Source organism: Clostridium sp. HMP27, assembly GCF_000765165.1.
Taxonomy (GTDB): domain Bacteria; phylum Bacillota; class Clostridia; order Clostridiales; family Clostridiaceae; genus Clostridium_AK.
The window spans coordinates 48,332-69,543 of sequence record NZ_JMFY01000035.1 but is presented as its reverse complement, the minus strand read 5'-3'; the positions used below and the strand labels follow the sequence as shown (position 1 = coordinate 69,543).

Genomic DNA, 21,212 nt, shown 5'->3' with positions numbered 1-21,212 from the left:
TGCTTGTGTTTTCATTTTATAAAAACGTCACAATTTCCTTATATTATGCAACATAAAAGTATCTACTCTTGGAGAAATTAATAGAGTAAGCAGCATATAAATGTTTCTCTACAAAAGGAGGAGTTTTTATGTCACACAAAGGTAATAAAAATAGTAAAGATAATAAAAAATCAAAACAAAAAACTAAAAAACAACTAGATAAAATGAAAATGGAAACATCTAATGAAATAGGGTATTCTAATGAATCTAAAAAATTAGGCAAAAATAAATTAAGACCTGAAATGAAAGATGGAAAATTTAATAGTATGTAGGATTTTAAGTAAAATAAGGACAGTTATCAAAATGTCCTTATTTTATTTTTAATTATATATACACTTAGACAATAAACTTTTCTAGAGTGTTTTGAAGATCTTTTGAGAGTTCTGTAAGTTCATTTATAGAAGAAGATATTTCTACCATGGATGCCGTTTGTTCTTCAGTTATAGATGCAGCTTCTTCTGTAAAGGAAGCACTTTCAGTAACTAGATTTTCAATATTATTTATTGAGTTTTCTACAGATAATATATTACTGTTTACAATTTGGGTTTCATAAGAAACTGCATTGATTTTATTTACTACTTCAGAAACAGAAAGTTTTATATCGTTAAATGCATTTTCTGTTGATTGAAGAGAAGATGATTGCTCGTCTATTGAAATTTTAGTGTTATTCATTTCAATAACAGCCTTTTCAATATCCCTTTGAACTTCAATTATCAGGTTATTAATCTTTTCGGTTGACTCCTTAGACAATTCAGCTAGTTTTTTTACTTCATTAGCAACTACTGAAAAACCACGCCCTGCCTCACCAGCCCTAGCAGCCTCAATTGAAGCATTTAAAGCTAATAGGTTGGTTTGTCCTGTGATTCCATTAATAAATCCTATAATTTGCCCAATTTCAGAAGACTTAATAGATAACTCTGAAATTACTTCAGATACGTTTTGTGAAGCCTTTTGACTATGGGACATTTTATTCCTTTGGTACTCAAGAATTCTAGTACCATTATTTACGATTTTCATAGATTTATTTGCAAGATCGCTTATATTTAGAGTATTATCAGCTATACTATGTAAACTAATTGAGACATCTTTTACTAAATTATTGCCTTCATGAGCTAATTTTGACTGTTCTAAAGCACCTTCTGATATACTTGTAACAGTTGCAGAAATTTCTTCAGATGCTTTACTAGTTTCTTCAGAAGACTTCAATATTTCATGAGAAGAAGATAATACAACAACACTCGTTTCCCTTGCTTTAGAAATTAAGAATCTAATTTCACTCAAAAACTTATTAAATTGTTTGGTAAGCATTCCCAATTCATCTTTAGAATAAACCCTACCTTCAACAGTGAGATCACCTTGTTCTGCTTTATTAATAACTCTTTCAAGTTCTGAGATAAAGTTTTTAATTCCTTTATAAGTAGATAAGATGAGAATAGTTAAAAACGCAATTACACAGATACTAAAAAGTAATATTCCACTTAAGGTCTTTCTAAAATTAAGGGATTCCTTATTGGCTTCATTTATCATATCTTCTGCTTTAAGTTTTGCGGTATCTTCAATTTGCTTTACTAATGAATCCATATCATCTGTAGGGGCTCTATCAATACCTTTTACTAAGGTATCTACTATCTTAAAGCTTTCCTTATTATTAGAATCGTATTTTTTAATTGCTATAGTATATTTATCATATAATTCTTTATGAGAGGATAATAAATTATCAACCAATGAAGTATCTAAATCCTTTGAAGACATATCTTTCTTAAGTGCTATTAAATCTTCCTGAATGGTTTTATGTTTATTCAAGAATGCATCATAGTATTTTTTAAATGATGCAGGATCATTTCCTCTTAATAAAGTATTTTTCCACTCTTGCACCTGTTCTTTAAAGTCAACTTGAATTTTTCGTGAAGAATTAACTAGATCAATATAGTCAATAGTATTATGAAGTCTGGAATGAGATTTTTCGTTTGAATTATTAAAAGAAGTCCAAGAGAAAATACTAATGCCAATTGTTAATATTATGGTGAATGCTACCATCATATATAATCTAAGTTTTATGCCGCTATTATTATTCATTTTATGCCCCCTTTTGAGTTTGTTTTTATTTAATAATTGTTATAGCAACTATATTATATCATGCCATTGGTTAAAAATGGAATAATATATTTTTAATATAAACAATATGACGAAATGTAGAAAATTAAGACGTTGGTTTTACTAAGTTTATTTATTGATAAAAAACAATATAACGGGAAAATTAATAACTATAATAGTTTTAATATTGATCTTGGAGGTAAGTATGAGGAGATTAATTACTGTGCTTGGATTAAGTAATGAAGCGATATTATTTGACTCAAAGCTTTATATAATAAAAGCGATTTTAGCAATAGGAACAGGATATATTGTTGGGAAAATATCCAGTGTTGCAAGGTTGGATATGATCTCCGTATTACTAGGAGTTATGTACAATTTAGAGCCTATTAATATAGTGGGGGTTAAAAGCGGCGTAATCCAACTTATTGCATCCACATTAGGAGCAATATGTACATCAATTCTAATAGTATTTTTAGGCATAAATGTTTTCACTATTGCAATTTCCATGGGATTAACCTTATATTTATCTCTTAAAATAAATTGGAGAATGATTTCTCCTGTGGCAATATTCACATGCATTTATATGACTCAATATATTCAAAAAAATTCCTTAGGCAATCCTAGTATATGGCTTACATTCAAACTTAGAATTGTAGCACTAGGCATTGGAGTGATAATAGCTATTTTATATAATTATTTATTTTCTTTTATATATTATAGAGAAATAGCATACAAAAGACTAGAATTTGCAAAACTTAGACTTTTAAATGGATTAGAATATACAAAAACACAGCTAAAAAATAAGTGCATAAATAGAGGAAAGGAATATATAACTCTTTTTCCATATATATTTAATGATCTAGATTTAGTACACTCAAATATTGAATTAGTGATAAGTGAGTCAAAGTATTTATCTACAGGAGAAAAGCGAAAAAAGCTTCAAGTTATGCAGAAGATCTTAGAGCACTTTTGGCAAATTAATCATTTAGCTTATGATATCAATTTTGAAATTTGTAAGGAAGAAAAATATGATGAATTTGATAAAAATAGTTTTAGATTAATTAATAAAGCTATAGAAAATTTGAGAATTATAAACTTTATTTCTAACAATAAAACACATGAATTACTAATAGATGATATAGAATATAAAAGTATAGTTAACTCAAATGATAGAATATACTCTAATATAAGTGCAATAGAGCTATATACAAAGCTAGTTGTGAAAGAAGTTAGAAAATTAGACTCTACTTTATAAAAGCTATTTTATTTGATAAACTTATTAATGGGGTATTAAAAGATGATGGAGGGATTGTATGTATAAATTTTCTGCAGCGTTTATAGGCGTTTTAATTGCTATAATGGTTGCATTTAACGGAGTATTAGACATTGAGGTTGGTACGTATTTAGCAACAATTATAATACACATAGTAGGATTAATCACGATAGTACTTTTACTAGTACTTAAAAAACAAAGGTTCTTGATTAAAGAAAAGCTTCCTACATATTTGTTTAGTGCAGGGGCCATGGGAGTATTCGTAGTCTCTTTTAACAATATCTGCTTTAATAATTTAGGAGCTTCATTAACTTTATCATTGGGCATTATTGGACAGCTACTATTATCATGTATTGTTGATCATTTTGGATTGTTAGGGATGAAAACTTATAAGTTTAAAAAGAAAAAACTTATAGGTTTTGCAATAATATTTATAGGAATTGTCGTCATGACTATGTATTAAGGGGGAGTAGAAATGTATATAATACTAGCAGCCATAACTGGGGGATTAGTTATATTGTCAATGATAATAAATTCTAGGTTAGCTAATAAAATAGGAGTTCTCCAAGGAACTCTTGTGAATTACATAGTCGGATTAGGATTTACTTTAGTTTTAGTGATGATACTAAAAGGACCTAGAGAGTTTATTACTAATAACTTAAGTAATGTTCCGTTTTACGGATTCTTGGGGGGATTTATCGGAGTTATGGTAGTAGCCACTTCAAATGTAATAATTCCAAAGATACCAGCCATATACAGTACACTTCTTATTTTTATAGGTCAAGTTTTTACAGGGATAATAATAGATTATATAAGACTTAGTTCTGTTTCAAAGGGGAAAATAATTGGCGGATTGATTATTATCTTAGGACTTCTGTATAATACTAATTTGGATAAAAATCAGATGGAAAAGGAAGAACATGAAATTTTAGAAGAAACTATTATAGATAATGACTAATAGCTAAATTAATATTTTTATAGTGATGAGTTCTTAATTATAATTAAGAACTCATCACTGTTTTAAATGAAAATTCAATAAATAAGAACAATTGTTTGTTAATAATGTGTGAATATGTAAATTAATATTTATAACAATATTGAAAATAATGGTATTATGTATTTATGGGTTAATTTAATGGGATGGGGAGCGTTAAAAATGAATATGATTTATAGCGGTGAACACGATTTACAAGAAGTAAGAAAAAGTGTTATATTTAAGTCTTTGTTTTACATAGCGGCATGCATAAGTATTGCAATATTTATGCACAACACTTGGATAGAAAACTTAAACCTGTATCATACAATATTAGAGGCAACTTGTGTTTTTTTTGCATTGGCAATATTTGTATCAATATGGTATAACTATGAAAGAAATTCATCAAGAAATTGTATACTAGCTTTAGGCTTTTTAGTTATAGCAAATTTTGATATAATGCATGCTATTTATTTTTTACAATTAGATTTAAATATTAATTCATATTTTGATCTATCCACAAGGTATTGGATGATTGGAAGGCTAACAGAAGCTATAATTATACTTTTATGTACGTATAAGTTTAAGTATAGACTCAATAAATGGAAAGGCCTCGGAATCGCACTTAGTATAGTTTTAATAGTGTATTATTGCACAATTAGTTATCATGATTATTTCCCAATACTATTAACAACTAAGGGAGTTACACCAGTAAAAATAGTTTTAGAGTATATAATTATAGCCTTATATTGTACAAGCCTATATATAATTAATGGTAAAATACTTAATGAAAACTATGAAGAAAATATGGTGGAATATAACTATATATTAGTAGCTCTTCTTATGATGATACCATCAGAAATATGCTTTACATTATATAGTTCAGTTGAAGGAATTTTTTGGACAATTGGACATATGTTAAAAATAACATCCTATTATTTTTTATTTAGAGGAATTTTTATTAGTACAATTACTTACTCCTATGAAAAGCTTGAAATAAAACATAAGCAACTAGAGGATGCTTATAAAAAAATTGAGAAAGCAAATATGCAAATTAGGCAAGAAAAATTAATAATACAGCAACAAGATAAGCTTGCAGTACTAGGACAATTAGGAGCAGGAATAGTACATGAAACTAGAAATTATTTAACAACCATAAAAGGGCGATGCCAATTAATAGAAGCTGTATCACAATCAGGAAAAGTTAAGGAATATGCAAAAAAAATTAATAATGATGTAAACGAAGTCAATGCAATTATAAGTGAGTTTTTATTTTTATCAAAGCCTAGAGAAACAAAACTAGAGGAAGTTTCCATGTATGATATATTTGAAAGTACGAAAAATTTAGTTGAAACATCGTCACTAGTACAAGGTATAAAGGTTAATATGGAAATATCAAAAGAAGAACGGTACTTGCTATGTGATGAGGTACAAATAAAGCAAGTTATATTAAACATTTGTAGAAATGCAGTAGATGCAATGACTGAAACAGCAGCGCCTACGTTAGATATAAAAACGGGATATAGTGAAGAAAGAAATGAGATGTTTATCAGAATTAAAGATAATGGAAAAGGAATGTCTAGTGAAGATTTAGAAAAGGTTGGAACACTATTTTATACTACTAAAAAAAGTGGTACAGGATTAGGATTAAGTATATGTTATGAAATAATAAAACAGCATAATGGAAGAATAGACATACAAAGTAATCCGGGGAAAGGAACCTCTTTTACAATTATTTTACCTTGCATAAAAGATGATGAATTTCAAGAAGCAATGGTAAGTGTATAATTTTAAAGAAAGTATAACTAGAGAGTATTTTAAATAATAATCTCTAGTTTTTTATTTTGATACAGTTTTTTGTAAATAACATATACTAATATTATAGATTAATTTTATAGGAGAATAAAATAATGCAAATACATGTAGTTCAGCAAGGTCAAACTTTATATGGAATAGCTAATGCCTATAATACTACTATTTCACAAATCATAGTTGCAAATGAAATTCAAAATCCAGATCAGTTGGTTGTTGGTCAAGCACTAGTAATTCCAGTATGGGGAAATTTCTACACTATACGGTCAGGGGATACGTTATCTGCCATTGGACAAAGGTTTAATATTAACTATACAGAGCTTGCACGAATTAATAATATTTCAATAAACGAACCTCTTCAAGTTGGATTTAGATTATTCATTCCACCAAAACCTAAAACCAGTGCTGAAATAAATGCATATGTTGAACCTATTGGGACATCAGTAACTCCTGCTCTTGAAGAAGCAGCAGAGGAGGCAACTCCATATTTAACGTACCTTGCCCCATTTAGTTATAGAATTCAAAGAGATGGAAATTTAATAGAACCGTTGTTAAATAATTTTCCACAAATTGCGGTACAAAACGAAGCTGGCTTAATGATGGTGTTAAGTAATTTGGAAGAAGGTCAATTCAGCACAGAGCTCGCAAGAATAATTTTAACCAATGAAGAGATGCAAAATAGATTGCTAGATAATATTGCTAGAATAGCAAATGATATAGGATTTATAGATGTTCATTTTGACTTGGAATTTATATCTCCTGAGAACAGAGAAGATTATAACAATTTTTTAAGAAAAGCAAAGGAAAAACTTTCACCGGAAGGTATAACTTTATCCACAGCACTTGCTCCAAAAACTAGCTCAACTCAACGAGGATTATTATATGAAGCACACGATTATAGAGCACATGGAGAAATTGTGGATTTTGTGGTTTTAATGACTTATGAATGGGGATATAGTGCAGGTCCTCCCATGCCTGTATCACCTATTGGACCAGTAAGACAAGTGATTGAATATGCACTTACAGAAATGCCTTCATCTAAAATTATGATGGGACAAAATTTGTATGGATATGATTGGACTCTGCCTTATGTTCAAGGAGGACAGTATGCAAGAGCTGTTAGCCCACAGCAGGCTATTGAAATAGCAAGAGTTAATAATGTTCCAATAAAATATGATTATAAAGCTCAAGCTCCCTATATTGATTATGTTGATAATCAAGGAAGATCACATAAGGTATGGTTTGAAGACGCTAGATCCATTCAAGCAAAGTTTAATCTTATAAAAGAACTGAACTTAAGAGGAATAAGCTACTGGAAACTGGGACTTTCATTTCCTCAAAATTGGTTGCTTATTGAAGAAAATTTTAATGTTATTAAATTAGTATAAATTTCAAAAATGGCTTTATTATAAATCATCATAAGTATTATTAGAGTATATTATTTATAGAGTAACTAAATAAAAATAGCATAATATGTTGTTTTAAATAATTTAGCTTCATAAACATTTCATTAAAAAGGGGATTATTAAGGCCTGACAAAGACCTTAATAATCTCCTTTTTTTGTTTTGCCACTTCGTATTAAGTATAGATGAAGTAAAGCTTCCAGTACAGAAAGTATAAGTGCAATGGACATTGCTGCCCCATAAGTTACAAAGGAATTATAAAGAATAAATTGGCTAAAATATACAATGAAAAATGTTATTGTAAAATCTAAGGCGTTATTTACCCAAAATGCACCTCTGTCAAGGAATGATAGTTCTGTCACATGACCTACAATTGCAAGAACTAATCCCACAATTATGATTTGATATAGAGAATCATAGCGAACATATGGCGACAATAAATCAAATATATAAATAAGTAAAGGACAAGTGATCATTTTAATAATAAAACCTGTCATTTTTAAAACTCCCTTCAGTAGTTTATAATACTAGAGTTTCCAAAATAGCATTGATTCATTCAGAATACTAGTAAACTTATCAATTTATTAAGAACATATTTTTAATTAATCATATACTATTATTGAGAACAATTAATTACTAGTGGGTGATTTTTATTAAGAAATATGGTGGATATGATATTTCTAAGCTTGAATTATTAGGCAGAGGAACTCAAGGGAAGGTTTATAGGATAGACGCTGAAAAATGTATTAAAGTTTTTAAAAGCAAAAGTGTGTGCAAAGGTGAAGCGGATACTCTTAAAATGGCTCAAAGAGATAAGCACTTTGCCAAACTATATGATAGTGGAGAGCATTATATTGTAAGAGAATGTATTGCCGGCATAGAACTTAATAAATACTTAAAGACTAATCCCTTAAGTATAGATATTTCAGCTAAAATTCTTGATGTATATGAAGCTTTAGGAAGAGTGGGCTATGCTAGGCAAGATATAGCACTATTTCATATATTTGTAACACCTGGAGGAGAGTTTAAAATAATAGACACAGGAAGAGTTATGAAGAAAAAAAGCACATATCCTAAAATAATGCTTACAGGATTAAAGACACTTGGATGCAGAGAAGAATTTTTAATTCATGTAAAAATGTTAAGGCCAGAACTTTATAAAAGGTGGAGTAAATAGAATAAAACTTCTTTCTGTGGATAAGCTAAATTTAGAGAGGAGTGAGATTTAAGATGACTGGATTTAAAGATGAAGACTTAGGAAAATTAAGTAAACCTGTAAAGATGGATATACAAGATAAGTTCAACAAGGAAAATAATAAACCAAAATCAAAGAGAAATGAGAATGAAAATAAATAATTAAAATGAAAGCAGTGCAAGAACTATTTTATTATTGCACTGCATTTTTTCTGCAGTTTCTGTAAATTCTATATTAGTATGATATTTATTAACAGTATGAGGTGAAATAAAATGAAGATAGGACTTGTTAGGCATTTTAAGGTGGATATAAAGAGAAACTTTTTCATGACTGCAGAAGAATTTGATAAATATACTGCTGAATACGACAAAGCAGGAGTTATAAAAAATGAACTTGTAGTAGATGAAGAGTGGGATAAATGTTATTGCAGCAGCTTAAGCAGAGCAATAACTACTGCAAAAACTATATATCATGGTGAAATTATAGTAACAGATAAATTGGTTGAAATTCCAACAGCAGCATGGACAAAACTTAAATTTCATATACCATATCATATTTGGGCAATACTTAATAGAATTGCATGGATAAGAAATCATACATCTCAACCAGAATCAAGAAAATTAACTTTGAAAAGGGTAAGTGAAATTTTAGATACAATATTAAGTGAAAATGAAGGAGATAAAAATATTTTGATTGTAAGCCATGCGGGAACACTTTATGAAATTCGCAAAATGCTATTTGCCAGAGGCTTTCATGGAGATAAATTTTTGAAAGCAAGTAATGGAAGGCTCTATGTGTATGAAAATAAGAATTTATAGTCAGGTACATAAATTTACTTTATATATTCAGAGGTAAAAAAGTATTAATTTTCAGTTTATATATGATAAAATAAATATATAAATGAAAGGGGGGATATCTATGGAATGTACTTGTGGCAGATGCCACCATAATCTTTGTGCTAAAAAGGTTCCTATATTTTCTTCTCTTGAGGATGAAGAATTAGCTAAGATAGTAGATAGTACAGGGCACATAGAATTTAAAAAAGGAGATGCCCTTTTTTATGAGGGGGAAAAATCAAGCACCTTATTTATAATAAATGAGGGACAAGTAAAACTCACTAAGATGACTAAGGAAGGCAAGGAACAAATAATTCACATACTGACAAGTGGAGACTTCTTTGGTGAACTAAGTTTATTTACTGATAATGATACATATAATTTTAGTGCGTATGCTATTTCAAACTTAAAAATTTGTACCTTAACTAAAAAAGACATGGATGAAATTTTAATTAAAAATCCTGAAATTTCTTTGAAGATACTTAGAGAAGTCACAAGGAAGTTATCAGAAACAGAAAATCTTGCTCAAACCCTTGCCACAAATGATGCAGAAGTTAGAATTGCACATATGATACTAGAATTTGCTGAGAAGTATGGAGCTGAAACTAGTAAGGGAATAGAAATAAAGCTTCCTATAAATAGAGAAGAAATGGCAAACTATACTGGAGTTACAAGAGAAACTATAAGTAGAAAACTCAGTAAGTTTGAAGAATTAAGCATAATAAGTATGGTGGGAAATAAAATTATTATTATAAAGGACAAAAATGCTTTAAGAGAGTATGTAGAATAAAAGGTTCGCTGAGGCGAGCTTTTTTTAAAATATAAAGTATACTAAAATAGTATAAAATGTGATTTGAATCATATTTTTAAAAAACAAAAAGATATAAAATAAACACATAAGATAAGTAATTGAGGCTACATAAAACTAATAAATAAAAATTGATAATTGATAAAAAGGAGATAGATGATATGGAAAATAAAATTATGCTAAATGAAAATATATATTGGATAGGAAAAGTTGATGATAGGGATGTACCATTTCATAGATTAACCTTAACTAAAGGGACAACTTATAATAGTTATTTATTAATGACTGAAAAGCCAACAGTTATAGATACTGTGGATATAAGTTTTGGAAGAGAATTTGTAGAAAATTTGAAGGGACTAATTGATCTTGAAAAAATTCAGTATATAGTTATAAATCATACAGAGCCAGATCACTCGGGAGCACTTGGAAGTTTAGCATCAAAGGCTAAGAATGCTGTAATTGTATGTACTGAACCTGCAGTTCACGAATTAAAGGAAATGTACAAACTTCATAATAGAGAATTTCTAGCAGTAAAAGATGGAGATATTTTAGACATAGGTGGAAAAACTCTAAAGTTCATAGAAACACCATATCTTCATACCGAAGAAACCATGATAACTTACGCTATAGAAGATAAAACATTGTTTCCATGTGATATATTTAGCACTCATATAGCTAACTATGAATATTTCAATGATATGGCTAAAGAAGATATTACAGAAGACTTTAAAGTTTATTATCAGCTAATAATGCATCCACACAGAAGGTATGTACAGGATATGATAAATAAAATTAAGGATTTGGATATAAAGGTGATAGCACCATCCCATGGTTTTATATTAAGAGATAATGTGAAAAAGTTTATAGATATATATGATAATATGAGCAAAAATACAAATAAGGATAAGAAAGCTGTAGTATTATATTCCTCAATGACAAGCAATACTAAAAAAATAGCACTCTTAATTGAAGAAAATCTTAAAAAAGATAATATAGATTCAAAAGCTATAGATGCAAATAAAACTGATAAAGAAGAAGTCTTACAAGCAGTTAAAGAAGCTGATGCAGTATTTATTGGAAGTTCTACGAAATATGGTGACATGATAGGAAAGTTAGAAGATGTATTAAAGGAGCTTAAAGATATGAATTTAGAAGGGAAAATAGCAGCAGCCTTTGGTTCTTATGGATGGAGTGGAGAAGCTATAGAAGTCATACAAGATTATTTAAATCAGTCAAATATGAAGGTTTTAAATACTTCTGAAATAATTAAATCCACAGGAATGAGTGATATTTACTTCCCAATGAGAATTAGATTTTCAGCTAAAGGGGATACTTTAAAAGAAATAGAAAGATCATCAAAGTTTGTTTCAGATTTATTAAACTAAATTTTAAAATATTTATGAGGTGATTAATATGGCAAATAATATAAATGTAAATCAAAAACTTGGAGAAATAGTTTCTATATTTCCAGGATCAGCGGAGATATTTCAAAAGTATAAAATAGATTATTGCTGTGGAGGGCATGATAGTTTAAAAGAAGCTTTAGATGACAAGGGACTTGCACATGAAAATATAGTAAAAGAACTTAATGATGAGTATGAAGAATTTAAAAACTCCAATACAAATTATAAAGATTGGAGAAATGAAGACCCTATAGTCTTAATGAAACACATACAGCATGTTCATCATGATTACACATATAAGACTCTTAGTGAAATAGATCCGCTTATGCGTAAAATATTAAAGGTTCATTTCAAGCATAATAGTGAAGAACTTTTAAAGGTTCACAAATTATTTGGTACATTGAAAATTGAATTAGAAGAGCATTTAATAAAGGAAGAGGAAAACTTATTCCCACTTATAGAGCAGTATGAAAAAGCTAAAGATGAGGAAACTCTAAAGGCAATACGTAAGTTTATAAAGGAAACAGAAGATGAACATGACACAGCTGGAGATATATTCAAGAAATTGGAAGAGATAACGAGAGACTTTAAAGCACCAGAAGGAGCATGTACTACTTTTCAATTAGTATACACAAAAATTGATGCTTTAGAAAAGGATATCTTTACTCACATTTATTTAGAAAATAGCGTGTTATTTAACATGTATATGGATAGATAATAGTTTTAATTAATAATTTGTAATGGGAGGTATTATAATGGATAATAAAAGAATAGATGAATTAACTAATATTTTAAGAAGGTTAAATGCTGAAGGCGTAACGGAAGATTTAAGGAAAGAAGCACTTGAAATAGTTTCAAATATAAATCCACTGGAATTATCTGTGGCAGAGCAAAAGCTCGTAGAAGAAGGTATGAATCCTCACGACTTAAGACATTTATGTGATATTCATATGGAAGTTTTAAAGGATGAATTAAATAAAATCAAAACTCAAATTGACACAGGCCATGTGCTTGATACTTTGATATCTGAACATGAAAAGTTGCTTGGATTTTTAACAGAACTTGAAGAGTTGAATTCTAAAATTCAAAAGATGGAAAAGTATGATTCAGCCAGAGAAGAATTTGCTCAATTAATTAAAGTAGCAGATAATATATTAGATGCGGAAAATCATCATCAAAGAGAAGAACAAGTATTATTTAAAGAGCTAGAGGACAGAAAAATAACAGGACCAACTAGAATTATGAGAATGGAACATGATGATTTAAGAGCAAGAAAAAAACAGTTAAAAAATGTAGCGAAGTTTGTATCTGGTCTTGATTTTAAAGTGTTTAAGGAAACTTTAGATGAAGTAGCAAAATATATAATATTTAATTTAAGAGATCATATATTTAAAGAAAATTATATACTATATCCTACAGCACTAGAGTCCTTAAGAGATAAAGATTTGTGGGAAGATATGAAAAAGAGATGCGATAAAATAGGCTATTGCGGATTTACACCAAAGGAGAAATTAGTTCTTAACTGATAAATTGAAATGGAAACTAAAATAAAATGCTAGGAGTGAAGGGAGTTTTGTTATACGAAGCTTCCGGACTTCTAGCTTGTTTTGGTTATACATAGCATTTTAAATCTTTTATATTTAAGCTACAATAGTATTATACAAAAAGTTATTGAAAAAGAAGGTACATATTTTCTATTATATTATGAAGAAAGAAACACTTTAATATATAAATGAAGGGTAGCGATAAAAATGGCAAAGAAAAGTGCTAGAAATAATGATTTATTATTTAATTCAAAAACCAAGACATCTCCTAAGATATATTCTTTATTAGTGGATCTAGTAAATGAAGATAGAGAAGAATTAGCAAAAATAGTACTAAAGGTTGACTACTTACTAGAATATGCAAGTACATCTATAAAGCAAAGGGATTTTGATGAAGCAAAAGAAGCTCTAGAGAAAGCCAATGACAGAATAAACAAGTTAATTCAGGAAGGAGTAAATACAGAACATCTAGAATATTTGTATGAAGGTATAGAAAAGAAAGTAAAAAAATAAAATTTAATATGAATGGTGGATAGTTATAGTCAAAGGGGCGATGGGTTATGTGTATAATTGATTTAATAATTAGAATTGATAAGGAACTTTACATAAAAGAAGTACATTCATTTGGGGAAGGTAAAGATTTATTTGATGAGCATATCTGTCATAGTTGGATAGGACAAAAGGTTGATTATATACTTAGGGCAAGTGTTGAGCCTAATGGTGGAATAGTAGAAATTAAAAGCAATTTTTTCACATATCAATGGGTAAGTGAACAATATGGAGCTTCTTTATATTTGAGTAGGCAAGGGATGCTTTTAGAACTTTATGAAGAAGCTATAAAACATGTAGCGGAAGGAGTTCAAATTTATAATAAGAATGGATATTTTCTCCATGCAAATCCGGCAAGTGAAGCTTTAGAATATTTTAAAAAGGATGATTTTAGAGGGAAACACTTAATGGATATATATGATTTAAAAGAAGAGTATAGCACTGTTTTAACAGTATTAAGAACCCAAAAGCCTGTGGTTAATAGATGTGATAGATTTAAAATAAGGACAGGTAAAGATTTGACTACTATTAATTCAGCTTATCCATTAAAAATAAATGGAGAATTATATGGTGCAGTGGTTTTTGAAAGTGATTTATCTGTGATAAAACAAATTAAAAATAGAACATTGGATTTAGAAACTTACGTAGAAAGTGACAAGCATAAAGATAGTGAAAAATTATATACCTTTGATAATATTATATATTCATCTAAGAATATGGAGGAAATGATCCACTTTGCAAAAAAGGTTTCTTTAACTGATTCAAGTATTTTAATTGTCGGAGCCACAGGAACGGGAAAGGAACTTGTAGCACAAAGCATACATTCCTTTAGTCCTAGAAGAAAAAAGCCTTTCATTGATGTCAATTGTAGTGCTGTGCCAAGTAATTTATTTGAAAGTATGTTTTTTGGAACAGAGAAAGGTGCATTTACAGGAAGTATTGCAAAGCAGGGATTTTTTGAGATGGCAAATGGAGGTACACTATTTTTAGATGAAGTGAATTCTATTAATCCGGAAATGCAAGCAAAGCTATTAAGAGTACTTCAAGAAAAGAGATTTCAAAGAATTGGGGGAAGTCAATACATTCGCTGTAATGTTAGAATAATTGCTGCAATAAATGAAGATCCTTTTAAACTTATAGAGCAAGAAAAAATGAGAAAGGATTTTTATTATAGAATTTCCACAATCAAAATCAACGTTCCGACTTTACAGGAAAGAAAAGAAGATATAGCCATTTTAGCTAAGTACTTTTTAAATAAATTATGTAGCGATTATAGTAGGAGAGAACTGAATCTTACAGAAAAGTTTATGAGTGCATTAGGTGAGTATGAATGGCCAGGCAATATAAGAGAGCTTCAAAATGTAATTGAGTATTCATTTAATAGAGTTTCGGAAAATGCACAACTATTAGATTTTGAACACTTACCAGATTACTTGCAATTTACAGAAACCATCACTCATAGGATAGCAAGCCAATACAATAAATCAGAGGTTAAACCTGAAAGCATAGGAACCTTGGAAGAGCAAATGGAGGAAGTTGAAAGGACAATTTTGATTAATACGTTAAATTTATATTCTAGAAATATTACACGAAGTGCAAAAGCTCTAGGAATGAGTAGGCAAAGTCTTCAATATAGAATTAAAAAGTTAAATATCCTTAATTAATAGTGCAAATTATTATTGCATAGGTGCCAAATTATTTGGCACCTGTTTTATTTGGAAAATAAATAAAATTCCAATTATTTTACATTTGGTGCAAAACTATTTTGCATCAAACGGTGATATAGTTAAGTTAAATTAACTAATGTTAAAAGCATGGTTACTAAGTGTTGAATAATAAAAACTGCTAATTAAGCACTGGTAACTGGGGGGTATACAATGGACATATGTAAATGGTTACTGAGCGCTGGTTATCAATTACAGCTATTGGCATAAATATTGCTATATTATTAAGTAAGAAGAATAAATAAATTACATACTATTCTTTTCAACAAAATAATAGAAAAACATAGGGGGGATATCAAATGACAGAAGGAACAACTGTGAAGGAAACGCGTAAGAGTCAAAATTTAAAAGGAGTAAGATCAGGAGTGTTTTGGCCATCATTTATTGTAGTTGGTGGTGCAGCAATACTTGGAGTAGTAAATAACAAAGCTTTAACTACTGTTGCAATGAATACATTTACATGGTCACTTAAATCTTTTGGATGGTTATATCAAATTATTTCAATTGTGGCATTGATTCTCGCAGCTGTAATTACCTTTTCTAAATTTGGAAAAATTCGTTTTGGTGGATCAGAGGCAAAACCTAAATTTCCATTTTTGACTTGGTTTGCTATGGCGTTAACTGGTGGTATTGCTACAGGCGTTGTTACTTATGGAGCTAATGAGCCAATAATTTATTTTGGAAACATTTATGGGGAGATGGCACAAACAGGAGTGGAACCGGGAACTCCAACAGCAGCTATTTTTGCTATGGCACGTTGTTTTTATAATTGGACTTTCATTCCTTATGCAATGTATTCATTATGTGGACTTGCAGTGGCGTATATGTATTTTAATAAAAAGAAATCATTATCTGTAACTGCAACATTAATACCTTTGTTTGGTGAAAAGATAACAAAAGGAATATGGGCAAATATAATAGATACCTTATCACTTTTAGCTATAGCCTTAGGACTTGCTTCTTCATTAGGTGCTGGACTTGCATTAGTAGGTTCGGGGATTGAAATGTCCTATGGAATTAAGCAAGGACCAATTTTATGGTTAGTACTATCCCTTACAATCACAGCTACATTTACAGTTGCTTCATCTTTAGGAATAGATAAGGGAATTAAATGGTTGGCAGATTTTAACTCTAAGATATTTTATATATTATTGGTATTTTTATTTGTAGTTGGACCTACATTGTATATATGTAGAACTTCCACAGCTGGGATGGCATATTGGTTACAAAACTTCTGGCAATGGGGACTTGACCCAATCGACATGGGTGGAGAAGCGCTCGTTATGTGGTGGACATTATATGACTGGGCTATATGGATTGCTTATGCACCTTTAATGGGAATATTCTTAGCTATGATATCTTATGGAAGAACAATACGTGAGTTTATGATAATTAACTGGATACTTCCTTCAGTTTTTGGACTTGTTTGGTTTGCAGTTTGGGGATCTACTGCACTTAATTGGCAACAAAGTGGAAGATTAGATTTAATAGGCACTATTAAAGATCATGGAGCAGTAGCAGGTCTTTGGGGTTTCCTTCGAGAATTGCCGTTAGGAGTTATACTTATACCAATTGTAATGTTAACTCTTGTCATTTCCTTTGCCACTGCAGCAGATGCTATGACGACAACTATTTCAGCTTTATGTACAAAGGAATCAAGGCATGATGTAGAGCCACCAATTTGGCAGAAAATATTATGGGGAGTTTCAATTGGTACAATTTCATTTTTCATGGTAGCTTATGGAGGCGGTGCACAGGGTGTAGATGGGGTAAAATACCTTGCAGCAGCTGGTGGATTTATGGTTTTATTCATATTTGTATTACAAATAATTTCAACAATTAAAATGTTCTTTATTGATAAGGTTGAAGAATAATTAGAAAAATAAACTGGGAGAAAAGGATGTTTAATAACGTCCTTTTCATATAAGGAGGCAGTAGGAATGTACGCTAAAGATATAGATAAGGTTGTTTTAGGAGATACAATTGGAATTGAAGAGTTTATTGCAGCTGCTAGATTTGGAGCAAAGGTAGAATTTTCAGAAGATTACTATAAGAAAGTCAGAAAATCAAGAAATCTTGTGGAGAAGTGGATTGAAGAAGGACGAGTAATGTATGGTATTACCACAGGATTTGGAGCACTTTGCACTCAAGTAATATCACCTGAGGAAACAGCAAGATTACAAAAAAATATAGTATTATCTCATTCTACATCTGTTGGAGAGCCCTTATCTATTGAGGAAGTTAGGGCAACAATGCTTATGGTACTTCAAAATGTTGGACAGGGATATACTGGGGCGAGAATTGAGACCATGGAAATGTATAGGGAGTTTTTAAATCGAGGACTAACCCCTTTTGCTCCAAAGGAAGGATCAGTAGGTTATTTATCACCAGAAGCACATATGGCGCTAGTACTTATCGGAGAAGGAAAGGCATATGTAAATGGAGAACTATTAGCAGGCAGAGAAGCATTAAAAAGAGTAGGACTAGAACCTATAGAACTATCTTCTAAGGAAGGGTTAGTACTAGTTTCTGGAACCACAAGTGTTACAGCAATTGGTGCACTAGCATTATATGATATGATAAAATCCTCAAAGAATGCCGACGTTATAGGATCTATGACTTTAGAAATTCTCAAAGGAACTACTAGAGCCTTTGATGAAAGATTAATGAGCGTTAGACCTCATGAAGATCAAAAAAATACTGCTGAAAATGTAAGAAGGATACTTGGTGATTCAGAAGTGGCAAAGCATTATGAAAATTACAGGCTTCAAGATGCTCTATCTTTAAGATGTATACCACAGCTACATGGAGCAGCAAAAAAAACATTGAAAGATGCTTTAAAAACTATAGAAATAGAAATGAACTCTTGTTGTGATAATCCAATAATATGGCCTGAAGGGGAGGATGGAGAAGCTATTTCAGGATGCAACCCAGATTCTTCTTATATAGGGCTTGAAATGGATTCAGCATGTATTGCAGCAACCATGATTGCAAAGATGTCTGAGAGAAGAAATAATAGACTTGTTGATGGAAGTCTTTCTGAATATCCTTGGTTTCTTATAAAGAACCCAGGACTTAATTCAGGACTTATGATACCTCAATATACTCAAGCTGGACTTTTAAATGACATGAAAATTTTATCTCATCCATCAAGTGTTGATGGTATACCTACCTGTGGAAATCAGGAAGATTACGTAGCAATGGGATATAATGCTTCTAAAAAAGCTAGACAAATTGTAGATAAACTTGAGTTTATTTTAGCAATAGAACTTTTATCAGTATTTCAGGCGCAGCAGTTTATGGAAGGTGAATTATCAACGGGCAGTGCATCTAAGGCAGTTTTAGATGAAATAGCCAAAACTGTACCTGTAATGGAAGAAGATATATATCTTTATCCTCATATTAATACTATAAGGGATTTAATACATTCAGGGAAAATAATTGAGTTGGTAGAAGAAAAGGTAGGAAAGCTGGTGTGAATATGAAAGCAAAAATTGATTTAAATAAGATATTTTTGGCGCCACCATCTACAATGTATGAACGAATTACGTTGTTTCTTATGTTAACTATTACATTTATAATATTTTTTAGTCCCTTAAAGTTTTCATCTATGCATCCTGTAGAAGCAGCAATTACAGCAGCTATTCCATCACTTTCGATTTCTTGGGGATGGATTATACTTTTAAGATCTATATTTAGAAAGAAAGATTTTATGAAAAAATAATCTATGTTAAAAGACCTTAATTCAAAATTTATTTGAATTAAGGTCTTTTATTTTTGTTTAATGAAAGCAGTATAATTATGATTACGATATACTGATGAAATTCCGATGAATAATATCTCCTTTTAAACAAATTATATAATTTAGATGAAAAAATTAAGAAATTAAAGCTAATAAATAAAAAACGATGAATCACAAGGATAATTACTTGTATTTAATAAAAATTATTGTTTGATTATATACCAAAATAGTATATAATCAAATCAACGAGTTTTGTGAAATTAAATTAATTAATGAAATATAAATAACATTTCTATAAATGAAGGGAGAAATAAATTATGAAAATAGCGGTTATAGGATGCACACATGCTGGCACAGCAGCAATTATAAATGCTGCAAAATTATATCCAGAGGCAAAAATTACAGTTTACGAAAAAAATGATAATATTTCATTTTTATCCTGTGGAATAGCATTATATATTGGGGGAGTAGTTAAAGACCCTCAAGGATTATTTTACTCTTCACCAGAACAATTAGCTGAGCTAGGTGTAGAGACAAAAATGAAACATGAAGTATTAGAAACTGATTTAGATCAAAAGAAAATAAAAGTACGTAGCTTAGACACAAATGAAGAATTTGAAGATACTTTTGATAAACTTATAATAACTTCAGGTTCATGGCCAATAGTTCCAAGAATTGAAGGAATCCATTTGGAAAATGTATTATTATCTAAAAACTTCTATCATTCAAATACAATAATTGAAAAATCCAAGGAAGTTAAAAATATAGTAGTTGTAGGAGCAGGATATATAGGAGTTGAACTGGTAGAAGCATTTGAGATGAATGGCAAGAGTGTAACTTTAATTGATGCTGAAGACCGTATATTAAGCAAATACTTAGATAAAGAATATACAGACATAGCAGAAAAAGCATTTACAGATAAGGGAGTAAAACTTGCTCTTGGGGAAACTGTGGTTAAGTTTGAAGGGGAAAGTGGAAAAGTATCAAAAGTAGTAACTAATAAGGGAGAATATGAAACAGATTTAGTTGTACTTTGTATAGGATTTAGACCAAATACTGAATTATTTAAGGGCCAATTAGATATGCTTGGTAATGGAGCAATTATAGTTGATGAATATATGAGAACAAGTAAAGAAGATGTATTTGCAGCAGGAGATAGCTGTGCAGTTATATATAACCCTACTGGAAAGCATGCATATATTCCTCTTGCAACAAATGCAGTACGTATGGGAACATTGGTTGCTAGAAACTTAGTAAAACCAACTACTAAATACATGGGAACTCAAGGTACTTCAGGAATTAAGATTTATGATTATAATATAGCATCCACAGGACTTACTGAAAATGCGGCAAAATCAGCGGGTATAGAAGTTAAGACTGTAACTGTAGAAGATAATTATCGTCCAGAATTCATGCCAACTTATGATACAGCAAAATTAAAAGTAGTTTATGAAAAGGACTCTAAAGTAATTTTAGGGGCACAAATAATATCAAAAGCAGATTTAACTCAAGCTATGAATACAATGTCTGTATGTATTCAAAATAAAATGACTATAGATGAGCTCGCATTTGTAGATTTCTTCTTTCAGCCACATTACAATAAGCCATGGAATTTACTAAACTTAGCAGGGTTAAGTGCTGAATAGAAGATAATTAATAGTTAAAATTGAATAGTTAATAGTTATAGTGAAAAGGGTACTGTCTCATAATGCATAAAAGATGCAATATGAGAAGTACCTTCATTGTTTTATAGTCAACTTATATTTAAAAACTTAACTATTTAGTTTAATTCTAGAAAGTATTAAATAAATTGATA

Annotated in this window: 21 protein-coding genes; 19 read left to right on the top strand and 2 right to left on the bottom strand. The window is 30.0% G+C overall.

Annotated features, from left to right (window positions below):
- Positions 1–128: 128 nt before the first annotated feature.
- Positions 129–311, top strand: a complete 183-nt coding sequence (locus DP68_RS15565) for a small, acid-soluble spore protein, alpha/beta type (RefSeq protein ID WP_035311151.1) — start codon at positions 129–131, stop codon at positions 309–311.
- A gap of 64 nt (positions 312–375) precedes the next feature.
- Here DP68_RS15565 and DP68_RS19765 read toward each other — a convergent pair whose 3' ends face one another.
- Positions 376–2,115, bottom strand: coding sequence for a methyl-accepting chemotaxis protein (locus DP68_RS19765; RefSeq protein ID WP_035311149.1), 1,740 nt, complete (start codon positions 2,113–2,115; stop codon positions 376–378).
- A gap of 223 nt (positions 2,116–2,338) precedes the next feature.
- On the opposite strand from DP68_RS19765, the gene DP68_RS15555 reads away from it, so the two are divergent.
- The 5 genes from DP68_RS15555 (at position 2,339) to DP68_RS15535 (ending at position 7,579) form a co-directional block, all read left to right on the top strand.
- Complete coding sequence (locus DP68_RS15555) at positions 2,339–3,388, top strand: hypothetical protein (RefSeq protein ID WP_035311147.1); 1,050 nt, start codon at positions 2,339–2,341, stop codon at positions 3,386–3,388.
- 58 nt (positions 3,389–3,446) lie between these two features.
- Positions 3,447–3,869 (top strand): DMT family transporter, encoded by a 423-nt coding sequence (locus DP68_RS15550; RefSeq protein ID WP_035311145.1) that lies wholly within the window; start codon positions 3,447–3,449, stop codon positions 3,867–3,869.
- 12 nt (positions 3,870–3,881) lie between these two features.
- Positions 3,882–4,364 carry a DMT family transporter gene (locus tag DP68_RS15545; RefSeq protein WP_035311142.1) on the top strand — a complete coding sequence of 161 codons (483 nt, stop codon included), beginning with the start codon at positions 3,882–3,884 and terminating at the stop codon, positions 4,362–4,364.
- Between the two features lie 198 nt (positions 4,365–4,562).
- Positions 4,563–6,167: an MASE3 domain-containing protein gene (locus DP68_RS15540; RefSeq protein ID WP_291549706.1), complete on the top strand. Its 1,605-nt coding sequence runs from the start codon at positions 4,563–4,565 to the stop codon at positions 6,165–6,167.
- A gap of 122 nt (positions 6,168–6,289) precedes the next feature.
- Entirely contained in the window at positions 6,290–7,579 is a 1,290-nt protein-coding gene (locus tag DP68_RS15535) for a glycoside hydrolase family 18 protein (protein ID WP_035311139.1), read from the top strand.
- Positions 7,580–7,735: 156 nt separating this feature from the next.
- Here DP68_RS15535 and DP68_RS15530 read toward each other — a convergent pair whose 3' ends face one another.
- The gene (locus DP68_RS15530; protein WP_035311137.1) at positions 7,736–8,092 is read right to left on the bottom strand and encodes a DUF2512 family protein; all 357 of its coding nucleotides are present in this window, start codon (positions 8,090–8,092) and stop codon (positions 7,736–7,738) included.
- A gap of 146 nt (positions 8,093–8,238) precedes the next feature.
- Here DP68_RS15530 and DP68_RS15525 point away from each other — a divergent pair, with 146 nt between their 5' ends.
- The 13 genes from DP68_RS15525 (at position 8,239) to DP68_RS15470 (ending at position 21,042) form a co-directional block, all read left to right on the top strand.
- Entirely contained in the window at positions 8,239–8,772 is a 534-nt protein-coding gene (locus DP68_RS15525; protein WP_291549700.1) for a hypothetical protein, read from the top strand.
- A 53-nt stretch (positions 8,773–8,825) separates the two neighbouring features.
- Positions 8,826–8,951 carry a hypothetical protein gene (locus DP68_RS19760; protein WP_291549698.1) on the top strand — a complete coding sequence of 42 codons (126 nt, stop codon included), beginning with the start codon at positions 8,826–8,828 and terminating at the stop codon, positions 8,949–8,951.
- 111 nt (positions 8,952–9,062) lie between these two features.
- Positions 9,063–9,608 carry a histidine phosphatase family protein gene (locus tag DP68_RS15520; RefSeq protein WP_035311135.1) on the top strand — a complete coding sequence of 182 codons (546 nt, stop codon included), beginning with the start codon at positions 9,063–9,065 and terminating at the stop codon, positions 9,606–9,608.
- A gap of 100 nt (positions 9,609–9,708) precedes the next feature.
- Positions 9,709–10,416: a Crp/Fnr family transcriptional regulator gene (locus DP68_RS15515; RefSeq protein WP_035311133.1), complete on the top strand. Its 708-nt coding sequence runs from the start codon at positions 9,709–9,711 to the stop codon at positions 10,414–10,416.
- Between the two features lie 179 nt (positions 10,417–10,595).
- A complete protein-coding gene (locus DP68_RS15510) occupies positions 10,596–11,819 on the top strand; it encodes an FprA family A-type flavoprotein (protein WP_035311132.1) in 1,224 nt (407 codons plus the stop codon).
- A gap of 28 nt (positions 11,820–11,847) precedes the next feature.
- The gene (gene ric, locus DP68_RS15505; protein WP_035311131.1) at positions 11,848–12,555 is read left to right on the top strand and encodes an iron-sulfur cluster repair di-iron protein; all 708 of its coding nucleotides are present in this window, start codon (positions 11,848–11,850) and stop codon (positions 12,553–12,555) included.
- A 37-nt stretch (positions 12,556–12,592) separates the two neighbouring features.
- Positions 12,593–13,363, top strand: a complete 771-nt coding sequence (locus DP68_RS15500; RefSeq protein ID WP_035311129.1) for a DUF438 domain-containing protein — start codon at positions 12,593–12,595, stop codon at positions 13,361–13,363.
- Positions 13,364–13,588: 225 nt separating this feature from the next.
- Entirely contained in the window at positions 13,589–13,894 is a 306-nt protein-coding gene (locus tag DP68_RS15495) for a hypothetical protein (protein ID WP_035311128.1), read from the top strand.
- A 47-nt stretch (positions 13,895–13,941) separates the two neighbouring features.
- Positions 13,942–15,594: a sigma 54-interacting transcriptional regulator gene (locus DP68_RS15490; RefSeq protein WP_035311126.1), complete on the top strand. Its 1,653-nt coding sequence runs from the start codon at positions 13,942–13,944 to the stop codon at positions 15,592–15,594.
- A gap of 359 nt (positions 15,595–15,953) precedes the next feature.
- Entirely contained in the window at positions 15,954–17,528 is a 1,575-nt protein-coding gene (locus DP68_RS15485) for a BCCT family transporter (protein ID WP_035311124.1), read from the top strand.
- 66 nt (positions 17,529–17,594) lie between these two features.
- Positions 17,595–19,133 carry an aromatic amino acid ammonia-lyase gene (locus tag DP68_RS15480; RefSeq protein WP_035311121.1) on the top strand — a complete coding sequence of 513 codons (1,539 nt, stop codon included), beginning with the start codon at positions 17,595–17,597 and terminating at the stop codon, positions 19,131–19,133.
- A 2-nt stretch (positions 19,134–19,135) separates the two neighbouring features.
- The gene (locus DP68_RS15475) at positions 19,136–19,378 is read left to right on the top strand and encodes a hypothetical protein (RefSeq protein ID WP_035311163.1); all 243 of its coding nucleotides are present in this window, start codon (positions 19,136–19,138) and stop codon (positions 19,376–19,378) included.
- 335 nt (positions 19,379–19,713) lie between these two features.
- On the top strand, positions 19,714–21,042 hold the full coding sequence (locus DP68_RS15470) for an FAD-dependent oxidoreductase (RefSeq protein WP_035311118.1): 1,329 nt from the start codon (positions 19,714–19,716) through the stop codon (positions 21,040–21,042).
- Positions 21,043–21,212 lie beyond the last annotated feature (170 nt).